Source organism: Actinomadura citrea, assembly GCF_013409045.1.
GTDB lineage: Bacteria > Actinomycetota > Actinomycetes > Streptosporangiales > Streptosporangiaceae > Spirillospora > Spirillospora citrea.
This window is the reverse complement of record NZ_JACCBT010000001.1, coordinates 5,090,714-5,108,183: the sequence shown is the minus strand read 5'-3', so window position 1 is coordinate 5,108,183 and position 17,470 is coordinate 5,090,714. Positions and strand designations below refer to the sequence as shown.

General features: G+C 71.8%; 16 protein-coding genes and 1 rRNA gene. 15 read left to right on the top strand and 2 right to left on the bottom strand.

From position 1 onward, the window contains the following. Positions 1–49: 49 nt before the first annotated feature. The 14 genes from BJ999_RS23915 (at position 50) to BJ999_RS23850 (ending at position 14,000) form a co-directional block, all read left to right on the top strand. Positions 50–922 (top strand): Gfo/Idh/MocA family protein, encoded by an 873-nt coding sequence (locus BJ999_RS23915; RefSeq protein ID WP_179835354.1) that lies wholly within the window; start codon positions 50–52, stop codon positions 920–922. A gap of 21 nt (positions 923–943) precedes the next feature. Further along, on the top strand, positions 944–1,336 hold the full coding sequence (locus tag BJ999_RS23910) for a rhodanese-like domain-containing protein (RefSeq protein ID WP_179835353.1): 393 nt from the start codon (positions 944–946) through the stop codon (positions 1,334–1,336). Positions 1,337–1,406: 70 nt separating this feature from the next. Then, on the top strand, positions 1,407–2,198 hold the full coding sequence (locus BJ999_RS23905) for a DeoR/GlpR family DNA-binding transcription regulator (protein ID WP_179835352.1): 792 nt from the start codon (positions 1,407–1,409) through the stop codon (positions 2,196–2,198). A gap of 270 nt (positions 2,199–2,468) precedes the next feature. Continuing rightward, positions 2,469–3,545 carry a substrate-binding domain-containing protein gene (locus BJ999_RS23900; protein ID WP_179835351.1) on the top strand — a complete coding sequence of 359 codons (1,077 nt, stop codon included), beginning with the start codon at positions 2,469–2,471 and terminating at the stop codon, positions 3,543–3,545. 19 nt (positions 3,546–3,564) lie between these two features. Beyond that, positions 3,565–4,503 carry an ATP-binding cassette domain-containing protein gene (locus tag BJ999_RS23895; protein ID WP_179835350.1) on the top strand — a complete coding sequence of 313 codons (939 nt, stop codon included), beginning with the start codon at positions 3,565–3,567 and terminating at the stop codon, positions 4,501–4,503. After that, positions 4,496–5,740 carry a sugar ABC transporter permease gene (locus BJ999_RS23890; RefSeq protein ID WP_218935196.1) on the top strand — a complete coding sequence of 415 codons (1,245 nt, stop codon included), beginning with the start codon at positions 4,496–4,498 and terminating at the stop codon, positions 5,738–5,740. Before BJ999_RS23895 ends, BJ999_RS23890 begins: the two co-directional genes overlap by 8 nt. A gap of 46 nt (positions 5,741–5,786) precedes the next feature. Further along, entirely contained in the window at positions 5,787–7,298 is a 1,512-nt protein-coding gene (locus BJ999_RS23885; protein ID WP_179835349.1) for an FGGY-family carbohydrate kinase, read from the top strand. Continuing rightward, positions 7,295–8,770 (top strand): FGGY-family carbohydrate kinase, encoded by a 1,476-nt coding sequence (locus BJ999_RS23880; RefSeq protein WP_179835348.1) that lies wholly within the window; start codon positions 7,295–7,297, stop codon positions 8,768–8,770. The genes BJ999_RS23885 and BJ999_RS23880 overlap by 4 nt, the downstream gene beginning before the upstream one ends. Beyond that, positions 8,767–9,375 (top strand): histidine phosphatase family protein, encoded by a 609-nt coding sequence (locus BJ999_RS23875; protein WP_179835347.1) that lies wholly within the window; start codon positions 8,767–8,769, stop codon positions 9,373–9,375. Before BJ999_RS23880 ends, BJ999_RS23875 begins: the two co-directional genes overlap by 4 nt. Beyond that, positions 9,376–10,434: a 2-hydroxyacid dehydrogenase gene (locus BJ999_RS23870; protein ID WP_179835346.1), complete on the top strand. Its 1,059-nt coding sequence runs from the start codon at positions 9,376–9,378 to the stop codon at positions 10,432–10,434. A 35-nt stretch (positions 10,435–10,469) separates the two neighbouring features. Beyond that, positions 10,470–11,276, top strand: coding sequence for a hypothetical protein (locus BJ999_RS23865; protein ID WP_179835345.1), 807 nt, complete (start codon positions 10,470–10,472; stop codon positions 11,274–11,276). A 231-nt stretch (positions 11,277–11,507) separates the two neighbouring features. Beyond that, positions 11,508–12,215, top strand: coding sequence for a hypothetical protein (locus BJ999_RS23860; protein ID WP_179835344.1), 708 nt, complete (start codon positions 11,508–11,510; stop codon positions 12,213–12,215). Positions 12,216–12,623: 408 nt separating this feature from the next. After that, a complete protein-coding gene (locus BJ999_RS23855; protein ID WP_179835343.1) occupies positions 12,624–13,115 on the top strand; it encodes a metallophosphoesterase family protein in 492 nt (163 codons plus the stop codon). Between the two features lie 75 nt (positions 13,116–13,190). Further along, positions 13,191–14,000 carry a crotonase/enoyl-CoA hydratase family protein gene (locus BJ999_RS23850; protein WP_179835342.1) on the top strand — a complete coding sequence of 270 codons (810 nt, stop codon included), beginning with the start codon at positions 13,191–13,193 and terminating at the stop codon, positions 13,998–14,000. A 314-nt stretch (positions 14,001–14,314) separates the two neighbouring features. Here BJ999_RS23850 and BJ999_RS23845 read toward each other — a convergent pair whose 3' ends face one another. Next, positions 14,315–14,788 carry a DUF2752 domain-containing protein gene (locus BJ999_RS23845; RefSeq protein ID WP_229810712.1) on the bottom strand — a complete coding sequence of 158 codons (474 nt, stop codon included), beginning with the start codon at positions 14,786–14,788 and terminating at the stop codon, positions 14,315–14,317. A 3-nt stretch (positions 14,789–14,791) separates the two neighbouring features. Further along, positions 14,792–15,082: a CD225/dispanin family protein gene (locus BJ999_RS23840; protein WP_179835341.1), complete on the bottom strand. Its 291-nt coding sequence runs from the start codon at positions 15,080–15,082 to the stop codon at positions 14,792–14,794. Between the two features lie 658 nt (positions 15,083–15,740). Here BJ999_RS23840 and BJ999_RS23835 point away from each other — a divergent pair. Continuing rightward, a 16S ribosomal RNA gene (locus BJ999_RS23835) occupies positions 15,741–17,259 on the top strand. Positions 17,260–17,470 lie beyond the last annotated feature (211 nt).

Sequence of the window (17,470 nt, the reverse complement as noted above, 5' to 3'; positions counted from 1 at the left end):
CCCGCCGCGCACTGCGCCGGAAAGCTGGTAGATCGTCTACGTTTGTCCCATGAGCGATTCCGTGGCGGTGGGGCTGGTCGGGGCGGGACCCTGGGCGGGGATGGTGCACGCGCCGGCGCTGGCGGCGGGTCCGGCCACGCGGCTCGCGGGCGTGTGGGCCCGGCGGCCCGAGGCGTCCGCCGCACTGGCCGGCGAGCACGGCGCGCCCTCGTTCGAGCGGATCGAGGAGCTGTTCGACGCCTGCGAGGCCGTGGCGTTCTCCGTCCCGCCGGACGTGCAGGCCGACCTCGCCGCCCGGGCCGCCCGGGCGGGCAAGGCCGTCCTGCTGGAGAAGCCCCTCGCCATGGACCTGGACGGCGCCCGCCGCCTTGCGGGCGCCGTCGCCGAGGCGGGCGTCGTCTCGCAGATGGTCCTGACGCTGCGCTACTCGCGCGCCGCCCGCGACTTCCTCGACCGGGCGCGGGGGCTGGAGCCGTTCGGCGGCTACGGCTCGTTCGTCTCGTCCGTGCTGAGCGGGGGCCCCTTCGCCACGCCGTGGCGGCTGGAGAAGGGGGCGCTGCTCGACCTCGGCCCCCACATCGTCGACCTGCTGGACGCCGCGCTCGGCCGGGTCGCCGCCGTGCGCGCGCACGGCGACCCGCTCGGCTGGCTGGGGCTGATGCTGGAGCACGAGGGCGGCGCGATCAGCCAGGCGTCGGTGTCGATGGCGGGCATGGGGGAGCTCCCGCCCGCCCACGTCGAGGTGTACGGGCGGGGCGGCCACGCGCGGCTCGACTGGTCGCAGCTCGGCGACGACGCTTTCGCCACGATGGTGGCCGAGTTCGCCGCCGCCGTCCGGAGCGGCGCGGGCCCGGCGCTGGACGCCGCCCACGGCCTGCGGATCCAGGAGGTGCTCGCCTCGGCCGAGGCGCAGCTGGCCTGACCTGCCTGCCATGCTTGGTCCATGGCACGCACTATCGATGACATCCTCGCCGCGGCGCGCGACCGGCTCGCGCGCGTCCACCCCGACCAGGCTCACGACGAGATGAGAGAAGGGGCGGTGCTGGTCGACATCCGCCCGGCCGCCCAGCGCGCGCAGGAGGGCGAGATCCCGGACGCGCTGATCGTGGAGCGCAACGTCCTGGAGTGGCGCTTCGACCCGGCCTCGGGCGCCCGGCTGCCCCAGGCCACCGGCCACGACCTGCGCGTCATCGTGTTCTGCTCGGAGGGCTACACCTCCAGCCTCGCCGCCGCCTCCCTGCACGACCTCGGGCTGACCCGCGCGACTGACGTCGTGGGCGGGTTCAAGGCCTGGCGCGCGGCGGGCCTGCCGACGACCGGGGGCGGCGACCGGTGACCGGGTGAGTTGAGCTCTTAACATTACTGGTGTTAACTTCTGGCCTGGCGTCCGGACGAAGGAGCGGGGCATGAGCGACCGGCAGCGGCGGGGGCCCGCGCAGCGGCAGGACGCGATCGCCGAGGCGGTGCTCGCCGCGGGGTCGGGGACGGCCGCCGGGCTCGCCGAGCGGTTCGGGGTCAGCCTCATGACGATCCACCGCGACCTGGACGAGCTGGAGCGCCAGGGCATCGTCCGCAAGTACCGCGGCGGGGTCACCGCGCAGCGGTCCGGGGTCTTCGAGAGCAGCGTCGCCTACCGCGCCAAGACGATGCGCGACGAGAAGGAGGCCGTCGCCGCCAGGGCGGCGGAGCTGGTCGAGCCCGGCATGGCGATCATGCTCGACGACTCGACGACGGCCCTCGCCCTGGCCCGGCGGCTCCCCGGCCTCGGCCCGCTGACGATCGTCACCAACTTCCTGGACGGATTGAACCTGCTGGCCCCGGTGCAGGGCATCCGGCTGATCGCGCTCGGCGGCGACTACGACCCGCTGCACAACTCCTTCATGGGCGTCTCGTGCGTCGAGATGATCGAGTCCCTGCAGGTCGACCTGTGCTTCGTGTCGACCTCGGCGGTGTCGGCGGGCAACGCCGGCCACCAGGAGCAGCGGGTCGTGGTCGTCAAGCGGGCCATGCTGCGCAGCGCCGTCCGCAACGTCCTGCTGGTGGACCACACGAAGCTGGGCCGCACCGCGCTGCACCGGGTCGCGCCGCTGAGCGACTTCGAGCGCGTCGTCGTCGACGACGGGGCGGCGCCGGAGGCGCTGGCCGAACTGGCGAAGCACAAGGTCGACTACGACGTCGCCGTGCGCCCGCGCCGCTGACCTCCGTGTGAGCACGGGACGTTACAACTAACATCGCCTGACCCGTGGACGCCTAGGGCCCCCACGGGATCGATGCTGAGCTGTGACCAGGCTTTACTGACTCCCGGAACGATCATCTTCACGATCATCCGTGTTAGTTAACGCCCATGTATTGACACTTCTAACGTTCGGAATGTTACGTTCTCCCCGCGGTGGCCGCCGATCCCGGTCGAGCGGACGCCGCATCGGCTCCATCGCCCCCTTCACGGGCGCACCCCCGAGGAGAACTCTGTGAAGAAGCCCTCTCTCAGGACGGTCGCCGCGGCCGCCGCGGCGCTCGCCGCGCTCGCCCCCGCCGCGGCGTGCTCCTCCAAGAGCGCGGGGTCCGGCGGCGGCGACGCGAAGAGCGCCAAGATCGCGTTCCTCATGCCCGACATCGCCTCGACCCGCTACGAGCTCTACGACGCCCCGCTGTTCAAGGCCAAGATGAAGCAGCTGTGCGGCGGCTGCACGGTGCTCTACCAGAACGCCGGCGCCGACGCCTCCAAGCAGCAGCAGCAGGCCAGCTCGGTGCTCGCCCAGGGCGTCAAGGCGATCGTGATCGACCCGGTCGACTCGGCCGCGGCGGCGTCGATCGTCCGGATGGCGCAGTCCCGGGACGTGAAGGTGATCGCCTACGACCGCCCCATCCCGGCGGCCAAGGCCGACTACTACGTCTCGTTCGACAACGAGAAGATCGGCGCGATGATCGGCCAGTCGCTGGTCGACCACCTCAAGCAGGAGAAGGCCGAGGGCGGCATCCTGGAGGTCAACGGCTCGCCGACGGACGCGGCCGCGAACCTCATCAAGAAGGGCATCCACAGCTCGGTCGACCCGAGCGGCTTCAAACTGCTCGCCGAGTACGACACTCCCGGCTGGGAGCCCGCCAAGGCCCAGCAGTGGGTCAGCGGCCAGATCAGCAAGTTCCGCGGCCAGATCGCGGGCGTCGTCGCCGCGAACGACGGCACGGGCGGCGCCGCCGTCGCCGCGTTCAAGGCCGCCGGCACCGACGTCCCGCCGGTGACCGGCAACGACGCCGAGCTCGCCGCCGCGCAGCGGATCATCGCCGGCGACCAGTACAACACGATCTCCAAGCCGATCAAGATCGTCGCGGAGGCCGCCGCCAATGCGGCCCACGCGTTCGTCCAGGGCGAGACCCCGAAGGGCAACACGACGCTGTTCGGCACGCCGTCGGAGCTGTTCACCCCGACCGTCGTCACCCAGGACAACATCGGCAAGGTCCTGCTCGGCCCGGGCGGCGCCCTCAAGGCCGACAAGGTCTGCACCGCCGAGTACGCGGCCGCCTGCGCCAAGCTCGGCCTCAAGTAGCGATCTCCCGAGGTTCGTCATGTCACCAACGCCCACCCCGGCCGCCGGCGCGGCGGGCCCGCTGCTGTCGCTGCGCGGCGTCAGCAAGTCGTTCGGCGCGGTCGCCGCGCTCACCGGCGTCGACCTGGACGTCGCCGCGGGCGAGGTCGTCGCCCTCGTCGGCGACAACGGCGCCGGCAAGTCCACCCTGGTGAAGGTCCTGTCCGGCGTGCACGCCCCGGACGCGGGGACCATCACCTTCGAGTCGCGGGAGGTGAGCATCCCCACCCCGGCCGCGGCGCAGCAGCTCGGCATCGCGACCGTCTTCCAGGACCTCGCCCTCTGCGAGAACCTCAACGTGATCGAGAACCTGTTCCTCGGCCGCGAGATGCGGGCCCTGCGCCTGGACGACGTCGCGATGGAGGTCCGCTCCCGCGAACTGCTCACCCAGCTCTCGGCGAAGATCCCCTCGGTGGGGGTCCCGGTCGCGGCGCTGTCGGGCGGCCAGCGGCAGACGGTGGCGATCGCCCGGTCGCTGCTCGGCGACCCGAAGGTCATCATCCTGGACGAGCCGACCGCCGCGCTCGGCGTGGCGCAGACCGCCGAGGTGCTCAACCTGATCGAGCGGCTCAGAGAGCGCGGGCACGGCGTCCTCATGATCAGCCACAACATGGCGGACGTGCAGGCCGTCGCCGACACCGTCGCGGTGCTGCGCCTCGGCCGCAACAACGGGGTGTTCGACGCGCGGACGACCTCCGCCGAGGAACTGGTCGCCGCCATCACCGGCGCGACCGACAACGTGGTGAGCCGCCGCGCCGGCAAGCTCCGTCCCGAAGCGGCGGACGCCCCCGGCGAGGCCGGCGGGAAGACCGAGACCGCGCAGGCGCGGGACGCCGCCGGCGACGCGGACGAGCCGGCCGGCGATCGGCCCGAGCGGGTCGCACCGGGCGGCCTGAGGAAGGGAGCGGGCGATGAGTGACCTCATGGCACCCCCGGAGACCAAGACCGGCCTGCCGGGCGAGCCCGGGGACCGCGGCGTGCGCGCCGCGCTGGCGGCGGCCGCCGACCGGGTCCGCGGCGGCGACCTCGGCGTCGCGCCGGTGGTCGGCGGGCTGGTCGTGATCTGGACCGTGATGCAGATCCTCAACCCGGTCTTCCTGTCCAGCGCGAACCTGGTCAACCTGGCGCTGGAGTGCGTGCCGGTCGGCGTCATCGCGCTCGGCGTGATGTTCATGCTGCTGGTCGGGCAGATCGACCTGTCGGTGGGGTCGGTCAGCGGGCTCAGCGCCGCCGTCGTCGCGGTCCTGTTCGTCGACCACGGCTGGCCGTCCTGGCTGGCGATCGCCGCGGCGGTGGCCCTGGCCGTCGCGCTGGGCTGGTTCTACGCGAAGGTGTTCAACCGGCTCGGCGTGCCCAGCTTCGTGATCACCCTGGCGGGGCTGCTCGGCTGGCTCGGCCTGCAGCTGTGGGTCCTCGGGCCCAAGGGATCGATCAACCTGCCGTTCGACTCGCGGCTGGTGACGTTCGCCCAGCTCGACTTCCTCCCGCCGTGGTTCGCGTACGCGCTGGTCGTCGTCGGCGCGGCCGGGCTGTACCTGACGGGCCACAACCGGGCGGCCCAGCGCCGCAGGGCGGGCCTGCCCGCGACGACGGAGCGCACGCTCATCCTGCGCAGCGCCGCCCTGCTGGTCGGCCTCGGCGTGGCGGTCTGGTACCTGAACCGGGACCGCGGGGTCGGCTGGATGTTCGTCCTGTTCCTGGCGCTCGTGCTGGTGACGCACTACGTCCTGTCCCGGACGAAGTACGGCAAGTCCGTGTACGCCGTCGGCGGCAACGTCGAGGCGGCCCGGCGCGCCGGCATCAACGTCAAGACGGTCTACGCCTCGGCGTTCGTCATGTGCACCACGCTCGCCGCGATCGGCGGCATCCTCGCCGCGGCGCGCCTCGCCGCGGCCAACCAGAGCAGCGGCGGCGGCGACGTCAACCTGAACGCGATCGCGGCGGCCGTCATCGGCGGGACGAGCCTGTTCGGCGGGCGCGGCAACGCGTTCGCGGCGCTGCTCGGCATCCTGGTCATCCAGTCGATCTCCAGCGGGCTGACGCTGCTGAACCTCGACTCGTCCTACCGCTTCATGGTCACCGGCGCGGTGCTGCTGCTCGCCGTGGCGCTGGACTCGGTCGCCCGCCGCTCGCGCGCCTCGCACGGCCGCGCCTGACCGGCCCGGGTTGGATGGGACCACTACGCAACGGACGGGGGAACCGATGACGGTCGTCTGCGTCGACGCGGGCACCACGATGATCAAGGCGGTGGGGTACGCCGGGGACGGCGCCGAACTGGCCGTCGCCCGGCGTCCCACCGAGGTGGCCCGGCCCGCCCCGGGGCACGCCGAGCAGGACATGGGCGCGGTGTGGCGGGCCGTCGCCGACGCTGTCCGGGAGGTGCTCGCCCAGGTCGGCGGCGACGTCGACTTCCTGGCGCTCACCGCGCAGGGCGACGGCTGCTGGCTGGTGGACGGCGACGGCGCCCCCACCGGCCCGGCGATCCTGTGGAACGACGGCCGCGCCGCCCCGGCCGTCGAGCGCTGGGCCGCCTCCGGCGTGCTGGAGCGGGCGTTCCGCGTCAACGGGTCGTTGCACTTCGCGGGCCTGCCGAACGCGATCCTCACCTGGCTGCGCGAGCACGACCCCGACCGGCTCGCCCGGTCGGCGGCGTCCCTCACCTGCGGCGGCTGGATCTTCTCCCGCCTCACCGGGCGGATCGCGGTGGACGGCTCGGACGCGTCCGCGCCGTTCCTGGACATCGCCGCGCTCCGCTTCTCGGACGACCTGCTCCGCGCCTACGACATGGAGTGGGCGCGGCGGCTCCTGCCCGACCTGCGCGGCGACGACCGGCGCGCCGCCCCCCTGACCAGGGACGCGGCGGACGAGCTGGGGCTGCCGGAGGGCCTGCCGGTCGTCCTCGCCCCCTACGACATCGCGTCCACCGCGATCGGCGTCGGCGCGGTCGACACCGGCCAGGCCTGCACGATCCTCGGCACGACGCTGTGCACGGAGACGGTCGTGGACGCCCCGCGCCTGAGCGGCGATCCGTCCGGCCTCACGGTCGCGATGGGCCTGCCGGGCCGCTACCTGCGGGCCTTCCCGACGCTCGCGGGCGGCCAGGTCGTCGACTGGGCGTGCCGCGTGCTCGGCCTCGCCGCGCCCGCGGAGCTCGCCGAGCTGGCGGCGCGGGCGGCGCCGGGCGCCGACGGCCTGGTCTTCCTGCCGTACCTGTCGCCCGCGGGCGAACGCGCGCCGTTCCTGGACCCGCAGGCGCGCGGCGCGTTCCACGGCCTCACCGTCCACCACGAGCGCGAGCAGATCGCCCGCGCCGTCCTGGAGGGGCTGAGCCTGGTCGTGCGCGACTGCCTGATGGCGGCCGAGACCCGCCCCACCGAGCTGCGGGTCAGCGGCGGCGGCTCGGCCAGCCCCGTCTGGCTCGGCATGCTGGCCGACGTCACCGGGGTCCCCGTCGTCCGGTCGGCCGACAGCGAGGCCGGCGCGCGCGGCGCGTTCATCGTCGGCCTCCTGGCCACCGGGCGGGCCGCCGATGCCCGCGAGGCCGCCGACGCCCACGTCCGACCCGGCGACACCTACGCGCCCGACCCGGGCCGGGCCGCCCACTACGCCCAGACCTATGAGGACTTCTTGACGATCCGCACCGCCACGGCGCCCGCCTGGCCGACCCTCGCGGCGGCACGTGCCCGCACCGGCCGGGACGGCGGCGCCCGGTGACCGACCAGAACGAGGCGGTGTGGGTCGGCGTCGACCTGGGGACGCAGAGCGTGCGCGCGCTAGCCGTCACCGCGTCGGGAGACGTGGCCGGGGCCGGCAGCCGGGCGCTGACCGGGCGGCGGGACGGCCCCCGGCACGAGCAGGACCCCGAGGACTGGTGGACGGCGGTCGGCGCCGCCTGCCGGGAGGCGCTGCGCGACGTCCCGGCGCAGGCGGTGCAGGCCGTCGCCGTCGACGCCACGTCCGGGACGATCCTGCTCACCGACGACGGCGGGCGGCCGCTGACCCCGGCGCTCATGTACGACGACACCCGCGCGGCCGACCACGTCCAGCGGGTCAACGAGGCCGGCGGCGAGGTGTGGCGCAGCCTCGGCTACCAGCGCATGCAGCCCGCCTGGGCCCTGCCGAAACTGCTGTGGCTCCTGGAGAACCACCCGCGCGCGGGCGCCCGCCTCGCCCACCAGGCCGACTTCGTCAACCGGCGGCTGACCGGACACCCGGTGGCCGCGGACCTCAGCAACGCGCTCAAGACGGGGGCGGACCTCGTGGCCGAGGCCTGGCCCGCGGACGTCCTCGACGCGCTGGGCGTCCCCGCCGATCTGCTCCCGCCGCTGGAACGGTCCGGCACGCCGCTCGGGACGGTCTGCGCGGCGGCCGCCGAAGCGACCGGCCTCCCCGAGGGGACCACCGTCGTCGCGGGCGCCACCGACGGGTGCGCCGCGCAGCTCGGGACGGGACGCCTCACCGTCGGGTCGTGGAACTCCGTCCTCGGGACGACCCTCGTCCTCAAGGGCGTCAGCGACGACCTCGTCCAGGACCCGTTCGGCGTCGTCTACTCCCACAGGGCCCCGGACGGGCGGTGGCTGCCCGGCGGCGCGTCCAGCACCGGCGCCGGCGCGATCTCCCGCGACTTCCCCGGCCGCGACCTGGCCGACCTGGACCGGCGCGCCGCCCGGCGCGAACCGGCGGCGGCGCTGGCCTACCCGCTCGTCCCGGCGGGGGAGCGGTTCCCGTTCCTCGCGCCGGACGCCCGCGGGTTCCGGCTGGACGGGACGGGCGACGAGGCCGACGACTTCGCCGCCGTCCTGCAGGGCGTCGGCTACCTGGAGCGGCTCTGCTTCGACCACCTCGACCTGCTCGGCGCGCCCACCGGGGGCGACCTGACGCTGACGGGCGGGGCCGCGCGCAGCCGGTACTGGTGCCAGCTGCGCGCCGACATCCTCGGCCGCCCCGTCGTGCTGCCCCGGCAGGCCGAACCCGCGCTCGGCGCCGCCGTCCTCGCCGCCGCGCCGGGCCGCGACGTCGCCGAGACCGCCGGGCGGATGGTCGCCGTCAAGGCGGTCATCGACCCGCGTCCGGAGAAGACCGGCGTGTTCGACGCGCCCTACCTGCGCCTGGTCGGTGAGCTGGAACGGCGCGGGTGGCTGCCTGCCGAGACCGCCGCGCACGCACGCGAGAGGACATCCCGATGACGCGCCTCATCCTCGTCCGGCACGGGGAGACCGAGTGGCACGCCGAGAACCGCTACGCGGGGATCAGCGACGTCGCGCTGACCCCGCGCGGCCTGGAGCAGGCCCGCACGCTGGCCGCGTGGGCGGACGCGGCCCGGCCCGACGCGGTGTGGTGCTCGGACCTGTCGCGGTCCCGGCTGACCGCGGCGCCGTCCGCCGCGGCGATCGGCGCGCGGCTGCACGTCGACGAGCGGCTCCGGGAGCTGGACTTCGGGCACGGCGAGGGGCTCACCCGCGGGGAGATGGAACGCAAGTTCCCCGCGGAGCTGCGCGCGTTCCTGGCCGACCCCGTCGCCGCCCACCTGCCCGGCGGCGAGGACCCGGCCGCGGCCGCCCGGCGTTTCACCGCGTGCCTGGACGACATCGCCCGCCTGCACCAGGGCGCCCGCGTGCTGGTCGTCGCGCACTCCACGGCGATCCGGCTCGCGCTGTGCCGGCTCCTGGGGGTGCCGCTCAAGGACTACCGGCGGCGGTTCCCGTCGCTGGGCAACTGCGCACTGACCGAGATCCGGCTCCGGGACGGCGAGGCCGCCCTCCTGGAGTTCAACACCCCACTGGAGCGATGAATGACTACCCGCGTGCTCGCGGCCGGTGACCTCTTCGTCCGCAACGAGCTGCTCATCGGCGCTCTGCGCGCCGAGGCGCCCGGCGACCTGGCGTTCTCGGAGGTCACCCTGCCGTGGCCGGTGGAGCCGTTCGGGCGCGTCGCCGAGGTCGACGAGGCGTCCGGGACCGAGGAGCAGCTCATCGAGGCGCTGCGCGGCGCCGAGGTCTGCGTCACCCAGATGGCCCCGCTGACCCGGCGGATCCTGGAGGCCTCACCGGACCTGCGGCTCTTCGGGATCAGCCGCGGCGGGCCCGTCAACGCCAACCTGGAGGCGGCGACCGAGCACGGCGTGGCCGTCTGCTTCGCGCCCGGACGCAACGCCGGCGCCACCGCCGAGCACACCCTCGGGCTGATCCTCGCGGCGGTGCGGCGCATCCCGCAGACGCACGTCGACCTGATGGCGGGGCAGTGGCGCGGCGACTACTACCGCTACGACGACGTCGGCATCGAGATCCACGGCAGCACCGCCGGGCTCGTCGGCTGCGGCGCCGTCGGCCGCCGCGTCGCCAGGACGCTCGCCGCGCTCGGCGCCCGCGTGCTCGTCCACGACCCGTACCTGGACGACCTCGGCGACCTGTCCGGCATCGCCGAACTCGTCCCGCTGGACGAACTGCTGGCGCGCGCGCAGATCGTCTCCCTGCACGCCCGCGCGACGCCGCAGACCACGGGGATGATCGGCGCCGCGCAGATCGCCGCGATGCCACCCGGCTCCATCATCGTCAACTGCGCGCGCGGGTCGCTGCTGGACTACGAGGCCGTCTGCGACGCCGCCGAGTCCGGGCACCTGTTCGCCGCCGCCTTCGACGTCTTCCCCGAGGAGCCGATCCCGGCCGGGTCGCGGCTGCTGACCACCCCGAACATCATCGTCACGCCGCACCTGGCCGGGGCCAGCAAGCAGACCGCCGCCAACGCGGCCCGCATCCTCGCCGCCGACGTCGGCCGCCACGTGCGCGGCGAGCCCCTCCTGCACTGCGCGAACCCCGAGGCGCTGGAGGCTCCCCGGCCGGCCCGCCCCTGACCTTCCTCCCCACCACCCCCCCACAAGGAGGCACGATGCACGGACCCGGACTCGGCGAGGCCGCTCTCACCCGCCGCAGAGTCCTCGGCTTCGCGGGCGCCGCCACGCTCGCCGGAGCCGCCGCCCTGGCCGGCGCCCGCCCCGCCGCGGCCGACGGACGCACCTACACCTTCGATCTGCTGTTCAACGTCCCCCACACCGACAACATGCAGGGTCTCGCCTACCGCCGCGGCCGCTTCTACGTCGGCTTCGACGTGGGCGGCGGCCACGGCGTCATCCGCGAGTACGACCGCGACGGCACCACCCTCAAGGAGAGCGCGCCGCTTGCCGTCGGGCACGCCGCCGAGATCAGCGTCCGCGACCGCGACGGGCTCCTCTACGTCGCCACCGGCGGCGGGACGAACCCGACCAAGGTCAACGTCGTGGACTGGAGCGGCGAGCCGGAGGTCGTGCGCACCATCGACTTCGGCTCGCTCGGCAACTCCGGCCTGGTCGCGGTCGACAACCGGCGCGACGGCCTGCTCGTGCACGCCGGACCGGGTGACCAGGGCCCGTTCGTGTTCGCGTTCACCGACCTCGACGGCACCGTCCGCTCGACCTTCGACCTCGGCTACCAGGGCGTCCCGCAGGGCCTGGAGATGGCCGGCGACAAGGTCCTCTACTACACCAACGACACCATCACCGTGCTGGACCGGGCAGGGACGACCCTGGAGGCGATCGACATCCCGCTGACCGGGGAGAGCGAGGGGCTGGCGGTCGCGCCCGCCGGCCGCGGCACCCGCGTCTTCTTCGGCTACAACAAGCCGAACCGCGTGTACGCGATGAAGCCCGTGTTCCACTGACGGCCAGGCGCGCGGCCGGGTTCCGTCCCTACCTCCCGTCCCGGCCGCGCGCCATCCCGTTTCTGCGCACAAAGTGCTTAACTCTTCGGTCGATATCACGGTCAGCTTAGTGTCCGGCCGCCCCCGTTTAGCGGAATTCTCTAGACTGTGAATATCCGGCTGAACGGGGTCTTGCTTTTCACGGCCACTCGGGTAGAAAAAGTCAAATCCCTCTCCCCGAGGAGGAACCCCGTGAAGGCTCCCATCAGGCCGGCCGCGTCCCTGGCGGCCGCCTCCGCCGCGCTGGCCCTGACGGCGCCCGCCGCGTCCGCCGCCACCACCACGATCCGCCAGGAGACCGCCACCGGAGCGCCCTACTCCGGCAACTGGCAGGTCGCCACCGTCGGAGCGCTCACGTTCTCCGTCAACTACCTGGGCGTGAAGGTGACCGGCTCATGCGACGGCGCCGACCTGCAGGGCACCGTCCAGTCCACCGGCGCGGGCGAGCTGACCGCCGCGTCGATCGGCGCGTGCCGGACCTCCAACGGCCTCAGCTCCCCGGCCACCGACCTCGACCTCGGGCAGATGCCCGACAAGAGCGGGAGCGTCGCCTACGACCCGGTCTCCGGCGGCCGGGACGGCACCCTTTCCATCAGCGGCGGCCTTCGCTTCAAGATGGAGGGCAAGATCCTCGGCATCACCGTCACCTGCTACTACGGATTCCGGACGGGGGGCACCGACGGTCTGCGCTTCGACGTCTACAACCGCGACAACCCGAACCGCCCGCTGCCGAACCAGGACGACGCGCAGGGCAGGTCCGACAACATCACGCTCGTGCGGCAGTCGGGAAGCAGCGGCCTCTGCCCGTCCGACGGCACCGGCAGCGGCTCCGCCATCGCCCGCGGTGAGAGCACGCCGGGCTCCGGGGTCTTCGACCGCAAGCTCTACCTGACCCCGTAGCCCGCCCCGGGCGGGTGGAGAGGCGGCCGGGTCCGGGGCCGGTGCAAGGGAGTGATCATCCTCCTCGGGCCCGGCCGCCCTCACTGTGCCCTCGCGGTGCTGGGTCGCCGTGTCGGAAAGAACGACCGGGGGCGTACGGCCGAGTCCTTCTGGACGATCGCGAGGAATTCGAGCGTAACTCCGCAGTTCAGTCCGCAGTAATGACTGCGTGCTTACAGTTGTTTCCCACGCGTGTCCGAGACCTGCCGTGGCAAAATCACCCGCCTTTCCCCGCCACGACACGGGCCGCTCCCATCGCCGCGCCGTCCGGCGCCGGCCCGGCGCCCTCGACTTGGGAGTAGAGGCCGCACACCGCCGATGGCCGTCCCGCATCCGGCCCGGTCTGCTCCCTACGGGACAATGGAGGACATGAGAGCGGTGGCCATCTCCGACACCCACGCGCCCCGGCGCTGGAAGTCGTGCCCGCCGCGGGTGGCCGAGCACCTGCGGGACGCCGACGTGATCCTGCACGCCGGCGACGTGTGCGTCGCGTCCGTCCTCGACGAGCTGGCCGCATTCGCGCCCGTCCACGCCGTCCTCGGCAACAACGACGGGCCGGACGTGGCCGAGTGGGGCGCGCCCGAACGTCTCGAACTCGACCTGGACGGCCTCGCCGTCGCGATGGTCCACGACAGCGGCCAGGCCCGGGGCCGCACCGCACGGATGCGGCGCTGGTTCCCCGGCGCCGACCTCGTGGTGTTCGGGCACTCGCACATCCCGCTGGACGAGACCGGCGACGGCGTCCGCATCTTCAACCCCGGGTCGCCGACCGACCGGCGCCGCCAGCCGCACGGCACCCTCGGGCTCCTGGACATCGACGACGGCCGGCTCACCGGGGCGAGGCTCGTCCCCGTGACCTGACCGTCGCCCTCGACCGGCGGGGCGCCGCATGGAATCGTCCCCGGAGAGGACCGCGAGGATGAGAGGGACCCCGCCATGACCGACCGCGTCACCGTGCACGTCCACGAGGGGGTCGCCGACGTGCGGCTCAACCGTCCCGACAAGCTGAACGCCCTCGACCTCGCCATGTTCGAGGCGCTCGCCCAGGCCGGGGACGCCCTCGCCGCCGACGCCTCCGTCCGGGCCGTGGTGCTGTCGGGGGAGGGCCGCGCGTTCTGCGCCGGCCTGGACTTCGCCGGATTCGCCGCCATGGCCGGCGACGGCGCCGGGCGGCGCGCCGACGACATCACCGCGCGCGAGCCGGGGCGCATCACCAACCTCGGACAGCAGGCCGTGCACGTGTGGCGGGAGCTGCCGCAGCCCGTCATCGCCGCCGTCCACGGGCACGCCCTCGGCGGCGGCCTGCAGGTCGCGCTCGGCGCCGACATCCGGATCGTCGCCCCGGACGCGCGCCTGTCGGTCCTGGAGATCCGCTGGGGTCTGGTGCCCGACATGACCGGCACGGCCGCGCTGATCCGTCTCGTCGGAGAGGACGTCGCGAAGGAGCTCACCTTCACCGGCCGTAGGGTCTCCGGCGCGGACGCCGTACGCCTGGGCTTGGCCACCCGCACCGCCGACGACCCCCACTCCGCCGCGACGGAACTCGCCCGCGAGATAGCCGCGAACAGCCCCGAGGCCGTCCGCGGGGCCAAGCGCCTGCTCAACCGCGCCGCCGACACCGACCTGGCCGGCCAGTTCCTGGAGGAGTCCCGGACGCTCGGCGCCCTGCGCGGAAGCCCGAACCAGGTCGAGGCCGTCCGCGCCTACTTCGACAAGCGCCCGCCCGCCTTCACCGACCCGGCCTGACGCGCCCGTCGGCGTCCGAGAACCGGGCAACCGACCCGCGGCTCCCAGGCCCTGGAGCACCTGGGCCCCACGTCTCCGGACCACCTCAGGCGTCACAGCTTTCTGAGAGCGACAACAACCTGACGGTATGTATACGCCTATCTCGCCGACCGCACAGGCCCTCCTGCGGACAACGCAGGGAGGACCGCGCGCAGCTGACGCGGCAACCACTCAGGCAAGGTCCGCGGCGGCACGTCCCACCCGCCTGACAAGGGGAGTGGCCACCCTTAGCTCGCCCGGAGCGACGGGGTCGGCCCGGCCCTGGCCGGTCGTGGTCAGGCGGCGAGGGCCGATCCGACCGGCAGGTTTCTGATCAGCCAGAAGAGAAGGATGGTGCCGAACAGGATCCAGATCAGTGCGGGGTGCGCCACCTTCGTCCTCACCGGACGATCCAGGGCGCGGGCCCTGGCCCAACGGAGCCAGAAGAACACCAGAACCGGGAGCATCGCGACGGTCAGCACATTCAGACCGAACGCCTCTTGGAGATGACCGTGGGCGAGCGCGTGCACGGTGCGCATCGATCCGCAGCCTGGGCACTGGAAACCGGTGAGAGCGAGGAACGGGCAGGTCGGATAGTGCCCTGCCTCGTTGGGGTCTACCGCGGCGACGTACGAGACGGCCGCGACGCTGAGGATCAGCACCCCGCCCGGCCGCAGCAACCGGGCGGCGAGGCGCCGTCGAGCACCGCCTCGTACCTCGGGGACCAGCCCGCCCCGCGAGAGCGGGACGGGCTGGGGCTCGTCCGTCATCGGTCAGCTGCCGCTGTTCCCCATCAGGGCGATGACGAAGTAGATGGCACCGACGACCACGCCGAGGACCGCGGACACGATCGCCCAGGTCTTCGCGTTGTTGGACGACTTGAGCGCGCCGGCCTGGTCGCCGGCCGACCACTTGGAGTTGACCTGGGCGGCGTAGACGATGGACACGACGCCGGCGGGCAGGCAGCACAGGATCGTGGTCGCGATCGCCCATGCGAGATGGTTCGGGGGAGGAGAGCCGGCGCCGGAGGTCGGGGGCGGCGGCGGGGCGGGTGGGTAGGCCATGTCGGTACCTCTCCTACTTGGGCTGGGTGATCTACTTAGGTAGATGGTGACAGGCCACTCCAGGTTCCCCCAATACGCCGCAACCTGGCAGAGGAGCAACCCGCCGGGGCGCCGATTTGACGGCGGCGCTCCGGCCGCGTAGGTTAACCCCTCGTCCCCTCACGGATGCAGGACGCCCGCATGGCGGCCGGCCGAAGCATGGGGAAACCACCTACGAAACAGCCGACACGGCCTCGCCGTGCCCGGCGTGCCGTGGTGGGTCGGAAAGGCTCGGTTTTGACAATCGGGCCGGATCTGATGAAATAGCTCCACCGCCGGGAAGGAACCGCGCAAGCGGAACCGGAATGGCGTATCGGAAAAGCCCGGAATTGACAGTCCGAGCGGATCTGATAAAGTAATACGAGTCGCCCCGGGGCGGGAAACGCGAAAGCGGGTCCAGCGCGGTGGGTGTCCGTTTCTTGAGAACTCAACAGCGTGTTAAAAGCCAGTGCCTTTATCGGCTCGGTCTTCAACGGCCGGGTCGCCCCGTGCCATCTCTTCGGGGGTGGTGGGGATTTCTTTGAGGCAATGCTGTCCCTCCTTGTGGGGGATGGTGATGCTGGGATTGTTTCCTGAGGTTTGGCCGGTCGGGGTTCGCCCCCTGGTTGGTCGTGTGACCTTGATGGAGAGTTTGATCCTGGCTCAGGACGAACGCTGGCGGCGTGCTTAACACATGCAAGTCGAGCGGAAAGGCCCCTTCGGGGGTACTCGAGCGGCGAACGGGTGAGTAACACGTGAGCAACCTGCCCCTGACTTTGGGATAAGCCCGGGAAACTGGGTCTAATACCGGATGTAACCGCTGATCGCATGATCGGGTGGTGGAAAGTTTTTCGGTTGGGGATGGGCTCGCGGCCTATCAGCTTGTTGGTGGGGTGATGGCCTACCAAGGCGACGACGGGTAACCGGCCTGAGAGGGCGACCGGTCACACTGGGACTGAGACACGGCCCAGACTCCTACGGGAGGCAGCAGTGGGGAATATTGCGCAATGGGCGGAAGCCTGACGCAGCGACGCCGCGTGAGGGATGACGGCCTTCGGGTTGTAAACCTCTTTCAGCAGGGACGAAGCTAACGTGACGGTACCTGCAGAAGAAGCGCCGGCTAACTACGTGCCAGCAGCCGCGGTAATACGTAGGGCGCAAGCGTTGTCCGGAATTATTGGGCGTAAAGAGCTCGTAGGCGGTTTGTCGCGTCTGTCGTGAAAGCCCACGGCTTAACCGTGGGTCTGCGGTGGATACGGGCAGACTAGAGGCAGGTAGGGGAGAATGGAATTCCCGGTGTAGCGGTGAAATGCGCAGATATCGGGAGGAACACCGGTGGCGAAGGCGGTTCTCTGGGCCTGTACTGACGCTGAGGAGCGAAAGCGTGGGGAGCGAACAGGATTAGATACCCTGGTAGTCCACGCCGTAAACGTTGGGCGCTAGGTGTGGGGTCCTTCCACGGATTCCGCGCCGCAGCTAACGCATTAAGCGCCCCGCCTGGGGAGTACGGCCGCAAGGCTAAAACTCAAAGGAATTGACGGGGGCCCGCACAAGCGGCGGAGCATGTTGCTTAATTCGACGCAACGCGAAGAACCTTACCAAGGCTTGACATTGCCGGAAAACCATCAGAGATGGTGGGTCCTTTTTGGGCCGGTGACAGGTGGTGCATGGCTGTCGTCAGCTCGTGTCGTGAGATGTTGGGTTAAGTCCCGCAACGAGCGCAACCCTCGTTCCATGTTGCCAGCACTTCGGGTGGGGACTCATGGGAGACCGCCGGGGTCAACTCGGAGGAAGGTGGGGATGACGTCAAGTCATCATGCCCCTTATGTCTTGGGCTGCAAACATGCTACAATGGCCGGTACAGAGGGCTGCGATACCGTGAGGTGGAGCGAATCCCTTAAAGCCGGTCTCAGTTCGGATCGAAGTCTGCAACTCGACTTCGTGAAGTCGGAGTCGCTAGTAATCGCAGATCAGCAACGCTGCGGTGAATACGTTCCCGGGCCTTGTACACACCGCCCGTCACGTCACGAAAGTCGGCAACACCCGAAGCCCGTGGCCCAACCACTTTGTGGGGGGAGCGGTCGAAGGTGGGGCCGGCGATTGGGACGAAGTCGTAACAAGGTAGCCGTACCGGAAGGTGCGGCTGGATCACCTCCTTTCTAAGGAGCATCAACTGGCCGGGGTCGCCTCGTGAGAGGGACCGTGGTCGGTGGCCGCCAGTGACGGCGCATGTTCGTCAGGTGGCTGCTCATAGATGTGGAGCACTGGTTACTCAGCTCACTGCGTGTGTGAGCCGGCTAGTACCGACCTGCAGTTTCGGCTGCGGGGAGTGGGAACGTTGGTTTCAGGCAGGTGGTGGGTTGGACACGC